Below are 11,170 nucleotides of genomic sequence, written 5' to 3'. Positions count from 1 at the left end.
GGCGACAACGTGTCGATCACGGTTCAGTTGATCAACCCGATCGCGATGGAAGAAGGTCTGCGCTTCGCAATCCGTGAAGGCGGTCGTACCGTCGGCGCTGGTGTCGTAGCTAAAATCATCGAGTAATTCGATTCGCGGCGGCAGCGATGCCGCCATCTTATTGCCGCGGGCGCAAGCTCGCGGTTCGCTCTTTAAGGAATGAACATGTCGACCGCACCAAAATCTGTAGCAAACCAGAAAATCCGTATTCGTCTGAAAGCCTTCGATTACCGCCTGATCGACCAGTCGGCACTCGAAATCGTTGACACCGCCAAGCGTACCGGAGCTGTCGTCAAGGGCCCGGTTCCTCTGCCAACCCGCATTCAACGTTACGACGTTCTGCGTTCGCCGCACGTCAACAAAACCTCGCGTGACCAGTTCGAAATCCGTACGCACGTTCGTCTGATGGACATCGTCGATCCGACCGACAAAACCGTGGATGCTTTGATGAAGCTGGATCTGCCAGCAGGCGTTGACGTCGAAATCAAGCTGCAGTAATCGTCATGCTGCCGGTTGCCTTGCGGTTTGAGGTGATCGGCAACAGCGTGAAAACAACAAGGTGCGCCAACTGAGGTTGTGAAGTGCCTTTTCTCACGCTATAATCTCCGGCTTCGTAAAGGATTCCATATTGGAGTCCTTGCGGTGCTTGCAGTTTCTGTAGTTTTAAATACATCAGCCCCGCCCAATCGTAGGCGGGAATGGAGAAAAAATGAACCAAAACCAAGGCCTCTTGGGTCGCAAGGTTGGGATGATGCGCATCTTCACGGATGACGGGGATTCGATCCCTGTGACCGTGCTCGACGTGTCAAACAACCGTGTGACGCAAATCAAAACGCCTGACACCGATGGTTATTCGGCTGTCCAGGTCGCATTCGGCTCCCGCCGTGCGTCCCGTGTCAACAAGGCTGCTGCCGGGCATTTCGCCAAGGCAGGTGTCGAAGCTGGCACGATGCTCAAAGAATTCCGTATTTCCGCTGCTGCCGCTTCCGAACTGAAGGTGGGTGATGTTGTGCCCGTCAGTTTGTTTGAAGTTGGTCAGAAAGTTGACGTTCAAGGCGTATCGATTGGTAAGGGCTATGCCGGTACCATCAAGCGTTACAACTTCGCTTCTGGTCGTGCAACGCACGGTAACTCGCGTTCCCACAATGTTCCAGGTTCCATCGGTATGGCGCAGGATCCGGGTCGTGTTTTCCCTGGTAAGCGCATGACGGGTCATCTGGGTGATGTCACCACCACCACGCAAAACCTCGAGATCGCACGCATCGACGCTGAGCGTCAGCTGTTGCTGGTCAAGGGTGCTGTTCCTGGTGCGAAAAACGGTCAGGTTGTTGTGTCTCCGGCTGTTAAAGTCAAAGCAAAGAAGGGGGCTTAATTCATGGAACTCAAGCTCCTGAATGATCAAGGTCAAGCTGCATCGAACGTTGCTGCGCCGGATACCATTTTCGGCCGTGATTACAACGAAGCGCTGATTCATCAGATCGTTGTTGCCTATCAAGCCAATGCTCGCAGCGGTAACCGCAAGCAAAAGGATCGTGAGGAAGTTCACCACACGACCAAAAAACCATGGCGTCAAAAAGGTACGGGTCGTGCTCGTGCCGGTATGTCGTCGTCGCCTCTGTGGCGCGGTGGTGGTCGTATTTTCCCGAACTCGCCTGACGAAAACTTCTCGCACAAAGTCAACAAGAAGATGTATCGCGCAGGTCTCTGCTCGATCCTCTCGCAACTGGCTCGCGAAGACCGTCTGTCCGTTATCGAAAGCCTGTCGGTAGATGCGCCAAAGACCAAGCTCTTGTCGCAAAAGCTGAAAGGTATGGGTCTGGATTCCGTGTTGGTGATCACCGACAACCTGGATGAAAACCTGTTGTTGGCGTCCCGTAACCTGCCAAACGTGCTGGTTTGCGAGCCGCGTCACGCTGATCCTGTTTCGCTCGTGTTCTTCAAGAAGGTCCTGATCACGAAACCGGCGTTGGCCAAGATTGAGGAGATGCTGGCATGAGCGCGATTCAGAAATTTAGCGAAGAGCGCTTGATGAAAGTGCTGCTCGCGCCGGTTATTTCCGAGAAGGCAACGTTTGTTGCCGAGAAAAACGAACAAGTCGTTTTCCTCGTGATGCCGGATGCAACCAAGCTGGAAGTCAAGGCTGCGGTTGAGCTGCTGTTCAAGGTTGAAGTTGAATCTGTGCAGGTCGCCAATCGTCAGGGTAAGCAAAAGCGTTCGGGTCGTTTCAATGGTCGTCGTAACCATACTCGTCGTGCTTTCGTGTGCCTCAAGCCTGGCCAGGAAATCAATTTCACCGAGGAGGCTAAGTAATGGCACTCGTTAAAGTCAAGCCGACTTCGCCTGGTCGCCGTGGCATGGTCAAGGTCGTCAACAGCGACCTGCACAAAGGCCGTCCATTCGCTGGCCTGATCGAAAAGAAATCGAAAACGGCCGGTCGTAACAACAACGGTCACATCACCACCCGTCATATCGGTGGTGGTCACAAGCATCACTATCGCGTCATCGATTTCAAGCGCAACAAGGATGGCATTCCTGCCAAAGTTGAGCGTATCGAATACGATCCAAACCGCTCGGCGCACATTGCGCTGGTGCTGTACGCAGACGGCGAGCGTCGTTACATCATCGCGCCAAAAGGCGTATCGGCTGGCGATCAGCTGATGAGCGGCTCGGAAGCGCCGATCAAGCCGGGCAATACGCTGCCAATCCGTAATATTCCGGTTGGTACGATCATGCACTGTGTCGAAATGCTGCCTGGCAAAGGTGCGCAGATTGCACGTACGGCTGGTGCCAGCGTTGTTCTGATGGCGCGTGAAGGTACGTACGCTCAGGTTCGCCTGCGTTCGGGTGAAGTGCGTCGCATCCACGTTGAATGCCGTGCAACGGTTGGTGAAGTCGGCAATGCCGAGCACAGCCTGCGTAAGATCGGTAAAGCTGGTGCAATGCGTTGGCGCGGTGTTCGTCCTACCGTTCGCGGTGTGGTCATGAACCCGGTCGATCACCCGCACGGTGGTGGTGAAGGTAAAACGGCGGCAGGTCGTCACCCGGTATCTCCGTGGGGCCAGCAGACCAAGGGCAAGAAGACGCGCAGCAACAAGCGCACGACTTCCATGATCGTCTCGCGCCGCGGCAAGAAATAAGGGATAAGACATGACACGTTCATTGAAAAAAGGGCCGTTTTGCGACGCCCACCTGGTGAAAAAAGTCGAAGCCGCGCAAGCGAACAAAGACAAGAAGCCAATCAAAACCTGGTCCCGTCGTTCGACCATCATGCCTGACTTCATCGGCCTGACGATCGCGGTACATAACGGCAAGCAACACGTGCCGGTTTATGTGTCGGAGAACATGGTTGGTCACAAGCTTGGCGAATTCGCGCTGACCCGTACGTTCAAGGGCCACGCTGCTGACAAGAAGGCTAAGAAATAATGGAAACTAAAGCTATCCTCAAAGGCGTGCGCCTGTCGGATCAGAAAGGTCGTTTGATCGCTGATCTGATTCGCGGCAAGAAAGTCGATGCAGCCTTGAACATTCTGCAGTTCAGCCCGAAAAAAGGCGCTGCGATTGTCAAGAAAGTGCTGGAATCCGCTATCGCCAACGCAGAGCACAACGATGGTGCAGATATCGACGAGTTGGTCGTGAAAACGATCTACGTTGAAAAGGGCCCGATCCTCAAGCGCTTCACTGCGCGTGCAAAAGGTCGGGGTGATCGTATCTCTAAACAATCCTGTCACATTTACGTGACTGTCGGTAACTAAGGAGTCACGATGGGACAGAAGATACATCCAACCGGTTTCCGCCTTGCGGTTACACGTAACTGGGGTTCGCGTTGGTATGCAGGCAATGGCAACTTTGCCAGCATGCTCAGCGAAGATCTGAAGGTTCGTGCTTACCTGAAGAAGAAACTGAAGAACGCCTCGGTCGGTCGCGTCGTCATCGAGCGTCCTGCCAAGAACGCTCGCATCACGATTTTCAGCTCGCGTCCAGGTGTTGTGATCGGTAAAAAAGGCGAAGACATCGAAGTGTTGAAGTCGGCGCTGACCAAGATGATGGGCGTGCCAGTGCACGTCAACATCGAAGAAATCCGCAAGCCAGAAACCGATGCGCAACTGATCGCCGATTCGATCGCTCAACAGCTCGAAAAACGTATCATGTTCCGCCGCGCGATGAAGCGTGCGATGCAGAACGCCATGCGTTTGGGTGCTCAAGGCATCAAGATCATGTCGTCGGGTCGTCTGAATGGCATCGAGATCGCACGTACCGAATGGTATCGTGAAGGTCGCGTGCCTCTGCACACGCTGCGCGCCGATATCGATTATGGCTTCGGTGAAGCAGAAACCACCTACGGCATTATCGGTATCAAGGTCTGGGTCTACAAAGGCGATCGTCTCGCCAATGGTGAGCCGCCAGTTGATATGACCAAGGAAGATGACACCAAACGTCGCGGCCCACGCCGTGATGATGGCAAGCCAGCTGGCCGTCCTCGCACTGCGCGTCCAGAAGGCGCAGCGCCTGGTGCTGCACCTGCTGCCAAACGTGTTCGTGCCAAAAAGCCGGAAGGCGCTGAAGGCGCAACGGCTGAGAAAGCAGGAGAATAATCATGCTGCAACCAGCACGCAGAAAATATCGCAAAGAGCAAAAAGGCCGCAATACCGGCATTTCGCATGGTACCGGCACGGCAGTGTCGTTCGGCGAATTCGGTTTGAAGGCAGTCGGTCGCGGTCGTATCACGGCACGTCAGATCGAAGCGGCACGTCGTGCCATGACCCGTCACATCAAGCGTGGCGGTCGTATCTGGATCCGTATTTTCCCGGACAAGCCAATTTCGAACAAACCTGCTGAAGTCCGTATGGGTAACGGTAAGGGTAATCCGGAATACTATGTCGCCGAGATTCGTCCAGGCAAAATGTTGTACGAGATGGATGGTGTGGATGAAAGCCTGGCACGCGAAGCGTTCCGTCTGGCTGCAGCAAAGCTGCCTTTGCCTACCACGTTCGTTGTCCGTCAAGTCGGCCAATAATAAGGGGCTAACATGAAAGCATCTGAACTCAAAGGCAAAGACCAAGCGGCTTTGACCAAGGAACTGAACGATCTGCTCAAGGCGCAGTTCGGTCTGCGCATGCAGATCGCAACCCAGCAATTGAGCAACACCGCCCAGTTGAAAAAAGTACGTCGCGACATCGCACGTGTCAAAACGGTCATGAACCAGAAGGACGCCAAATAATGAACGATCAGGCAAAACAATCGCTCAAGCGTACGTTGATTGGCAAGGTAGTGTCCGACAAGATGGACAAGACGGTTACCGTGCTGATCGAGCGTCACGTCAAGCATCCGCTGTACGGCAAAATCATCGTGCGCTCGAATAAGTACCACGCGCATGATGAAACCAACCAAGCCAAGGAAGGCGATACCGTCGAGATTCAAGAGGGTCGCCCTATTTCCAAGACCAAGGCTTGGACCGTTACGCGTGTTGTGCAGGTTGCACAAGTGCTGTAAATAGTTGTTGCAAGCCCGCCGTTTGCCATGCATAATGGCGGGCTTCGTTCCTGCAAAGGATCGCAGGATTGCAGTAAAAGTTAGTGCCGTACAGTTGTACTAATCGAAGTTTTGAAAAACGTCCACCTCATCAGCCTGCGAGCAGGCTGCCGAGACCAAGACTGACCGCGACACCGCATTTTGCGTAGCGGGTTAAGTTGGGAAAGAAAATACTATGATTCAAACTGAAAGCCGGCTCGAAGTAGCCGACAACACGGGCGCGCGTGAAGTCCTGTGCATCAAGGTGCTGGGCGGTTCGAAGCGTCGTTACGCCAGCATCGGCGATGTGATCAAGGTTACCGTCAAGGTTGCTGCGCCACGTGGTCGCGTCAAAAAAGGCGAAATTTATAACGCAGTCGTCGTGCGTACCGCCAAGGGTGTTCGTCGTCAAGACGGCTCGCTGGTGAAATTCGACGGCAATGCAGCCGTTTTGCTGAATGCAAAGCTGGAGCCAATTGGCACGCGTATTTTTGGACCGGTTACTCGTGAGCTGCGCACTGAGCGCTTCATGAAAATCGTTTCTCTCGCGCCTGAAGTTCTGTAAGGAGTCGTGATGAGCAAGATTCGTAAAAGCGACGAAGTCATCGTTCTGTCCGGTAAGGACAAGGGCAAGCGCGGTGTCGTGCAGCGTCGCGTTGATGCTGAGCACGTTATCGTGGAAGGCGTGAACGTCGCCAAGAAGGCTACCAAGCCAAACCCGATGACGGGTGCAACCGGTGGCATCGTCGATAAGTTGATGCCAATTCATGTGTCGAATGTTGCATTGTTCAATGCAGCAACCGGCAAGGCAGATCGCGCAGGCTTCAAGGATGTGGACGGTAAGAAAGTTCGTGTCTATAAGTCGAGCGGCGAAGTTGTAAAGGGTTAAGAGATCATGGCCCGTCTCCAAGAATTCTATAAAGAAAAAGTCGTCGCCGACCTGACGTCGAAATTCTCGTACAAGTCGCCGATGGAAGTGCCGCGTCTGTTGAAGATCACCCTGAACATGGGTTTGTCGGAAGCAGTTGCTGACAAGAAGATCATCGAGCACGCCGTAGGCGATCTGACCAAAATTGCTGGTCAGAAGCCGGTTGTCACCAAGGCGCGTAAAGCAATTGCGGGTTTCAAAATCCGTGAAGGCTACCCGATTGGTTGCATGGTTACGTTGCGCGGTGCGCAGATGTATGAATTCCTTGATCGTCTGATCACGGTCGCGCTGCCTCGTGTACGCGATTTCCGTGGTGTGTCGGGCAAGGCGTTCGATGGTCGTGGCAACTACAACATCGGTGTGAAAGAGCAGATCATTTTCCCCGAGATCGAGTACGACAAGATTGATGCGTTGCGTGGTATGAACATTTCTATCACGACGACCGCAAAGACCGACGACGAAGCAAAAGCGCTTCTCGCCGCATTTAAATTTCCGTTCAGAAACTGAGGTTGCCATGGCAAAACTGGCGCTGATTAACCGTGAACAAAAGCGTGCAAACCTGGTGAAGAAATACGCCGGCAAGCGCGCTGAGTTGAAGGCAATCATTGATGACCAATCAAAGTCGGAAGAAGAGCGTTACGAAGCTCGCCTGAAATTGCAGGCGCTGCCGCGTAACTCGGCTCCTACCCGTCAACGTAATCGTTGCTCCCTGACTGGTCGTCCACGTGGCACTTTCCGCAAGTTCGGTCTGGGCCGTATCAAACTCCGTGAAACCGCCATGCGTGGCGAGATCCCGGGTATGACTAAAGCTAGCTGGTAATAGGAGAACAAGCTATGAGTATGAGCGATCCTATCGCCGATATGCTGACCCGTATCCGCAACGCGCAAGTCGTGCAAAAGACGACGGTGGCCATGCCATCGTCAAAAGTCAAAGTCGCGATTGCCAACGTTCTGCGTGACGAAGGTTACATCGAAGATTTCGCCGTAACAGAAGATGCTGGCAAGGCAGAACTGAAAATCGGTTTGAAATACTATGCTGGCCGTCCAGTCATCGAACGCCTTGAGCGCGTGTCCCGTCCAGGACTGCGTATCTACAAAGGCAAGGATGAAATTCCAAGCGTCATGAACGGTTTGGGTGTGGCCATTGTGTCGACCCCGCGTGGCGTCATGACTGATCGCAAAGCACGCGCTACCGGCGTCGGTGGCGAAGTGATCTGCTACGTCGCTTAAGGAGTGCAAGATGTCTCGTGTAGGTAAAATGCCGATTGCACTGCCAAGTGGCGCAGAAGTGACCATCAGTGCAGATCAAATCACCGTCAAGGGCCCGTTGGGTACCTTGTCGCAGGCCTTGACCGGTCTGGTGAAAATCGAAAACAACAACGGCACGTTGAACGTTCACGCTGCCGATGACAGCCGCGAAGCCAATGCCATGTCCGGTACCATCCGTGCACTGGTCAATAACATGGTTAACGGTGTCACCAAGGGTTTCGAGAAGAAGTTAAACCTGGTTGGCGTGGGTTTCCGTGCCGCCGCACAAGGCGACAAGCTGAATCTGTCGCTGGGTTTCTCGCACCCTGTCGTTCATCAGATGCCGGAAGGTATCAAGGTTGAAACGCCGACCCAGACCGAAATCCTGATCAAGGGTATCGATCGTCAACGCGTCGGTCAGGTTGCCGCAGAAGTTCGTGCTTATCGTTCGCCAGAGCCATACAAAGGCAAGGGCGTTCGTTACTCGGATGAAGTGGTTGTGCTCAAAGAAACCAAGAAGAAGTAAGGGTTGACGATGGATAAGAAACAATCACGTCTGCGCCGCGGTCGCCAAACTCGCATCAAGATTGCCGAGTTGAAGGTCAACCGTCTGGCTGTGCATCGTACCAATCTGCACATCTACGCTACCGTTATCGGTCCTGACGCACAGGTGTTGGCATCGGCTTCCACGCTCGAAGCTGAAGTGCGCAAGGAATTGTCCGGTCAAACCGGTGCAGGTGGCAATGTTGCCGCTGCAACTCTGGTCGGCAAGCGTGTCGCAGAAAAAGCACTGAAAGCAGGAATTACCGAAGTTGCGTTCGATCGCTCCGGTTTCCGTTACCACGGCCGCATCAAGGCAGTTGCTGAAGCTGCACGCGAAGCTGGTCTGAAGTTCTAAGGAAGAATCGTCATGGCAAAAATGCAATCCAAAATGCAAAGCGACAAGCCTGATGACGGCATGCGCGAAAAAATGATCGCGGTCAACCGTGTGACCAAAGTGGTCAAGGGTGGTCGTATCATGGGTTTCGCTGCATTGGCTGTGGTCGGTGATGGCGATGGCCGTATCGGCATGGGCAAAGGCAAGTCGAAAGAAGTGCCGGTCGCCGTGCAGAAGGCAATGGAAGAAGCTCGCCGCAAGATGATCAAGGTCACCTTGAAGAACGGCACGCTGCAACATACCGTAACCGGCAAGCATGGTGCTTCCTCGGTTCTGATGCTGCCAGCGAAAGACGGTACCGGTGTGATCGCCGGTGGCCCGATGCGCGCAATTTTTGAAGTCATGGGTGTAACGAACGTTGTGGCGAAATCCACCGGTTCGACCAACCCATACAACATGGTTCGCGCCACGCTGGACGGTCTGTCAAAAATGAATACGCCTTCGGAAATCGCTGCCAAGCGCGGCAAATCCGTTGAAGAAATCTTGGGCTAAGGTGAACGCAATGGCAAATACCATCAAAGTCAAACTGGTCAAAGGTCTGATCGGCACGCGCGAAACGCATCGCGCAACCGTTCGCGGTCTCGGTCTGGGTCGTGTCAATTCGGTTCGTGAACTGGAAGATACGCCTGCAGTACGCGGCATGATCAATAAGGTTTCGTACCTCGTGAAAGTAGTGTCGTAAGCTTCGGCTCGCACACGGAGAACAATATGGAATTGAACACCATTCAACCAGCAGAAGGCGCAAAGCACGCTAAGCGTCGCGTTGGTCGCGGTATCGGCTCCGGTCTCGGCAAAACGTCGGGTCGTGGTCACAAAGGTCAGAAATCCCGTTCGGGCGGCTTCCATAAAGTCGGTTTCGAAGGCGGTCAGATGCCTCTGCAACGTCGTTTGCCAAAGCGCGGTTTCAAATCGCTGGCAACCCCGTTCAAAGCAGAAGTTCGCTTGTCCGATCTGGAAGCATTGCCGGTCACCGAAATCGATATCTTGGCATTGAAGCAAGCCGGTATCGTGTCGGAATTGGCTCGCAATGTGCGCGTCATCCTGTCTGGCGAGATCACCAAGAAGGTGACACTCAAAGGTCTGGTCGCAACCAAGGGCGCGAAAGCAGCAATTGAAGCAGCCGGCGGTTCTGTTGCGTAAATCTGCAGTCTGATTTCGGAGTATTAATTGGCTACAACTCCTCAGCTCGCCAAAGGCGCCGCCAGCGGTTTTCCGTGGGGGCGTCTGTGGTTCCTGCTTGGTGCTTTGGTTGTATTCCGTATCGGTGCACACATTCCGGTGCCAGGGATTGATCCAGAGCAGTTGGCACAGTTGTTCAAGCAGAATCAAGGCGGCATTCTGGGCATGTTCAACATGTTCTCAGGTGGTGCGTTGTCCCGCTTCACGATTTTCGCGCTGGGCATCATGCCTTACATTTCGGCGTCGATCATCATGCAACTGATGACGGTCGTCTCGCCGCAACTGGAAGCGCTGAAGAAAGAAGGCGAATCCGGTCGTCGCAAGATTACGCAGTACACACGTTACGGCACTTTGGTGCTGGCAACGTTCCAGGCTCTGGGTATTGCGGTAGCGCTGGAATCGCAAATCGGTCTGGTGATTGATCCTGGTTTGGCCTTCCGTGTAACGACGGTGATCACGTTGGTAACCGGTACGATGTTCCTGATGTGGCTGGGTGAACAAATCACCGAGCGTGGTCTGGGTAACGGTATCTCGATCATCATCTTCGCGGGTATTGCGGCAGGTTTGCCAAGCGCAATTGCTGGTTTGTTCGAGTTGGTACGCACGGGTTCGATGAGTGCACTGGCAGCGATCCTGATTTGCGTGGTGGTGGCACTGGTGACATATCTGGTGGTGTTCATCGAGCGCGGTCAACGCAAAATTCTCGTGAACTATGCCAAGCGTCAGGTCGGTAACAAGATTTACGGTGGTCAGAGCAGTCATCTGCCGCTGAAGCTGAACATGGCAGGTGTGATTCCGCCGATCTTTGCATCGTCGATCATCCTGTTCCCGGCGACGATCACGAGCTGGTTCACATCCGGCGAGACGACGAATCCTGCGGTTCGTTTCCTCAAGGATCTTGCAGCATCAATGGCGCCAGGCGAGCCGATTCATGCTTTGTTGTATGCGGCAGCGATCGTTTTCTTCTGCTTCTTCTATACCGCGTTGGTATTCAATAGCAGAGAAACGGCGGACAACTTGAAGAAGAGCGGTGCATTTGTCCCAGGCATTCGTCCTGGTGATCAGACGGCCCGCTACATCGACAAGATCCTGACGCGCTTGACGCTGGCCGGTGCGGTATATATCACGCTGGTTTGCTTATTGCCGGAGTTCCTGATTGCGCGCTGGAAAGTGCCTTTCTATTTCGGTGGCACATCGTTGCTAATTATTGTGGTTGTGACCATGGACTTCATGGCGCAAGTACAAAATTACGTGATGTCCCAGCAATATGAATCGTTGCTGCGCAAGGCAAATTTCAAGGGTGGCATTCCATCGCGTTAATGCGAGGGAAA

General features: G+C 53.7%; 23 protein-coding genes and 1 pseudogene. 23 read left to right on the top strand and 1 reads right to left on the bottom strand.

The genetic code is table 11. From position 1 onward, the window contains the following. Both tuf and rpsJ read left to right on the top strand, forming a co-directional pair. A pseudogene (tuf, locus tag QZ725_RS07240) lies at nucleotides 1–126 on the top strand (elongation factor Tu); the annotation flags it as partial. A 78-nt stretch (nucleotides 127–204) separates the two neighbouring features. Further along, a complete protein-coding gene (gene rpsJ, locus QZ725_RS07235) occupies nucleotides 205–537 on the top strand; it encodes a 30S ribosomal protein S10 (protein WP_293777905.1) in 333 nt (110 codons plus the stop codon). On the opposite strand, the gene QZ725_RS07230 is transcribed toward rpsJ, so the two are convergent. After that, nucleotides 524–763 carry a hypothetical protein gene (locus tag QZ725_RS07230; protein ID WP_293777902.1) on the bottom strand — a complete coding sequence of 80 codons (240 nt, stop codon included), beginning with the start codon at nucleotides 761–763 and terminating at the stop codon, nucleotides 524–526. The genes rpsJ and QZ725_RS07230 overlap by 14 nt on opposite strands. On the opposite strand from QZ725_RS07230, the gene rplC reads away from it, so the two are divergent. The 21 genes from rplC to secY all read left to right on the top strand — a co-directional run bounded on the left by rplC (nucleotide 749) and on the right by secY (nucleotide 11,159). Then, complete coding sequence (gene rplC / locus QZ725_RS07225) at nucleotides 749–1,411, top strand: 50S ribosomal protein L3 (RefSeq protein ID WP_293777900.1); 663 nt, start codon at nucleotides 749–751, stop codon at nucleotides 1,409–1,411. The genes QZ725_RS07230 and rplC overlap by 15 nt on opposite strands. Before the next feature lie 3 nt (nucleotides 1,412–1,414). Continuing rightward, nucleotides 1,415–2,035: a 50S ribosomal protein L4 gene (gene rplD, locus QZ725_RS07220; RefSeq protein ID WP_293777897.1), complete on the top strand. Its 621-nt coding sequence runs from the start codon at nucleotides 1,415–1,417 to the stop codon at nucleotides 2,033–2,035. Beyond that, nucleotides 2,032–2,349: a 50S ribosomal protein L23 gene (gene rplW, locus QZ725_RS07215; protein ID WP_293777894.1), complete on the top strand. Its 318-nt coding sequence runs from the start codon at nucleotides 2,032–2,034 to the stop codon at nucleotides 2,347–2,349. Before rplD ends, rplW begins: the two co-directional genes overlap by 4 nt. Continuing rightward, nucleotides 2,349–3,176, top strand: a complete 828-nt coding sequence (gene rplB / locus QZ725_RS07210; protein ID WP_293777891.1) for a 50S ribosomal protein L2 — start codon at nucleotides 2,349–2,351, stop codon at nucleotides 3,174–3,176. The genes rplW and rplB overlap by 1 nt, the downstream gene beginning before the upstream one ends. A 10-nt stretch (nucleotides 3,177–3,186) precedes the next feature. Further along, nucleotides 3,187–3,462: a 30S ribosomal protein S19 gene (gene rpsS, locus QZ725_RS07205; RefSeq protein ID WP_124574225.1), complete on the top strand. Its 276-nt coding sequence runs from the start codon at nucleotides 3,187–3,189 to the stop codon at nucleotides 3,460–3,462. Further along, complete coding sequence (gene rplV / locus QZ725_RS07200) at nucleotides 3,459–3,791, top strand: 50S ribosomal protein L22 (protein ID WP_293777918.1); 333 nt, start codon at nucleotides 3,459–3,461, stop codon at nucleotides 3,789–3,791. The genes rpsS and rplV overlap by 4 nt, the downstream gene beginning before the upstream one ends. 9 nt (nucleotides 3,792–3,800) lie before the next feature. Next, nucleotides 3,801–4,631, top strand: a complete 831-nt coding sequence (gene rpsC / locus QZ725_RS07195; protein ID WP_293777885.1) for a 30S ribosomal protein S3 — start codon at nucleotides 3,801–3,803, stop codon at nucleotides 4,629–4,631. 2 nt (nucleotides 4,632–4,633) lie between these two features. Continuing rightward, nucleotides 4,634–5,053, top strand: a complete 420-nt coding sequence (gene rplP, locus QZ725_RS07190) for a 50S ribosomal protein L16 (RefSeq protein WP_188381161.1) — start codon at nucleotides 4,634–4,636, stop codon at nucleotides 5,051–5,053. Nucleotides 5,054–5,065: 12 nt separating this feature from the next. After that, entirely contained in the window at nucleotides 5,066–5,257 is a 192-nt protein-coding gene (gene rpmC, locus QZ725_RS07185) for a 50S ribosomal protein L29 (protein ID WP_293777882.1), read from the top strand. Next, entirely contained in the window at nucleotides 5,257–5,529 is a 273-nt protein-coding gene (rpsQ, locus tag QZ725_RS07180; RefSeq protein ID WP_293777879.1) for a 30S ribosomal protein S17, read from the top strand. The genes rpmC and rpsQ overlap by 1 nt, the downstream gene beginning before the upstream one ends. Before the next feature lie 214 nt (nucleotides 5,530–5,743). Continuing rightward, complete coding sequence (rplN, locus tag QZ725_RS07175; protein WP_188381164.1) at nucleotides 5,744–6,112, top strand: 50S ribosomal protein L14; 369 nt, start codon at nucleotides 5,744–5,746, stop codon at nucleotides 6,110–6,112. A 9-nt stretch (nucleotides 6,113–6,121) separates the two neighbouring features. After that, on the top strand, nucleotides 6,122–6,436 hold the full coding sequence (gene rplX / locus QZ725_RS07170) for a 50S ribosomal protein L24 (protein ID WP_293777874.1): 315 nt from the start codon (nucleotides 6,122–6,124) through the stop codon (nucleotides 6,434–6,436). A gap of 6 nt (nucleotides 6,437–6,442) precedes the next feature. Beyond that, nucleotides 6,443–6,982: a 50S ribosomal protein L5 gene (rplE, locus tag QZ725_RS07165; protein WP_293777872.1), complete on the top strand. Its 540-nt coding sequence runs from the start codon at nucleotides 6,443–6,445 to the stop codon at nucleotides 6,980–6,982. A 7-nt stretch (nucleotides 6,983–6,989) separates the two neighbouring features. Then, complete coding sequence (gene rpsN, locus QZ725_RS07160) at nucleotides 6,990–7,295, top strand: 30S ribosomal protein S14 (protein ID WP_293777870.1); 306 nt, start codon at nucleotides 6,990–6,992, stop codon at nucleotides 7,293–7,295. 14 nt (nucleotides 7,296–7,309) lie between these two features. Continuing rightward, nucleotides 7,310–7,705 (top strand): 30S ribosomal protein S8, encoded by a 396-nt coding sequence (gene rpsH / locus QZ725_RS07155; protein WP_293777867.1) that lies wholly within the window; start codon nucleotides 7,310–7,312, stop codon nucleotides 7,703–7,705. Between the two features lie 10 nt (nucleotides 7,706–7,715). Beyond that, nucleotides 7,716–8,249, top strand: coding sequence for a 50S ribosomal protein L6 (gene rplF, locus QZ725_RS07150; RefSeq protein ID WP_293777864.1), 534 nt, complete (start codon nucleotides 7,716–7,718; stop codon nucleotides 8,247–8,249). A gap of 9 nt (nucleotides 8,250–8,258) precedes the next feature. Then, nucleotides 8,259–8,621, top strand: coding sequence for a 50S ribosomal protein L18 (rplR, locus tag QZ725_RS07145; RefSeq protein ID WP_293777861.1), 363 nt, complete (start codon nucleotides 8,259–8,261; stop codon nucleotides 8,619–8,621). Nucleotides 8,622–8,633: 12 nt separating this feature from the next. After that, entirely contained in the window at nucleotides 8,634–9,152 is a 519-nt protein-coding gene (rpsE, locus tag QZ725_RS07140; protein WP_188381171.1) for a 30S ribosomal protein S5, read from the top strand. A gap of 10 nt (nucleotides 9,153–9,162) precedes the next feature. Continuing rightward, nucleotides 9,163–9,342 carry a 50S ribosomal protein L30 gene (gene rpmD, locus QZ725_RS07135; protein WP_293777857.1) on the top strand — a complete coding sequence of 60 codons (180 nt, stop codon included), beginning with the start codon at nucleotides 9,163–9,165 and terminating at the stop codon, nucleotides 9,340–9,342. Between the two features lie 26 nt (nucleotides 9,343–9,368). Further along, nucleotides 9,369–9,800 (top strand): 50S ribosomal protein L15, encoded by a 432-nt coding sequence (gene rplO / locus QZ725_RS07130; protein ID WP_293777855.1) that lies wholly within the window; start codon nucleotides 9,369–9,371, stop codon nucleotides 9,798–9,800. A gap of 27 nt (nucleotides 9,801–9,827) precedes the next feature. Next, a complete protein-coding gene (gene secY, locus QZ725_RS07125; protein ID WP_293777852.1) occupies nucleotides 9,828–11,159 on the top strand; it encodes a preprotein translocase subunit SecY in 1,332 nt (443 codons plus the stop codon). Nucleotides 11,160–11,170 lie beyond the last annotated feature (11 nt).

Source organism: uncultured Oxalicibacterium sp. (assembly GCF_913776015.1).
In the GTDB taxonomy this organism is placed as follows: Bacteria; Pseudomonadota; Gammaproteobacteria; order Burkholderiales; family Burkholderiaceae_D; genus Oxalicibacterium.
The sequence above is the reverse complement of the archived record's forward strand: the minus strand, read 5'-3'. Positions and strand labels throughout refer to the sequence as shown.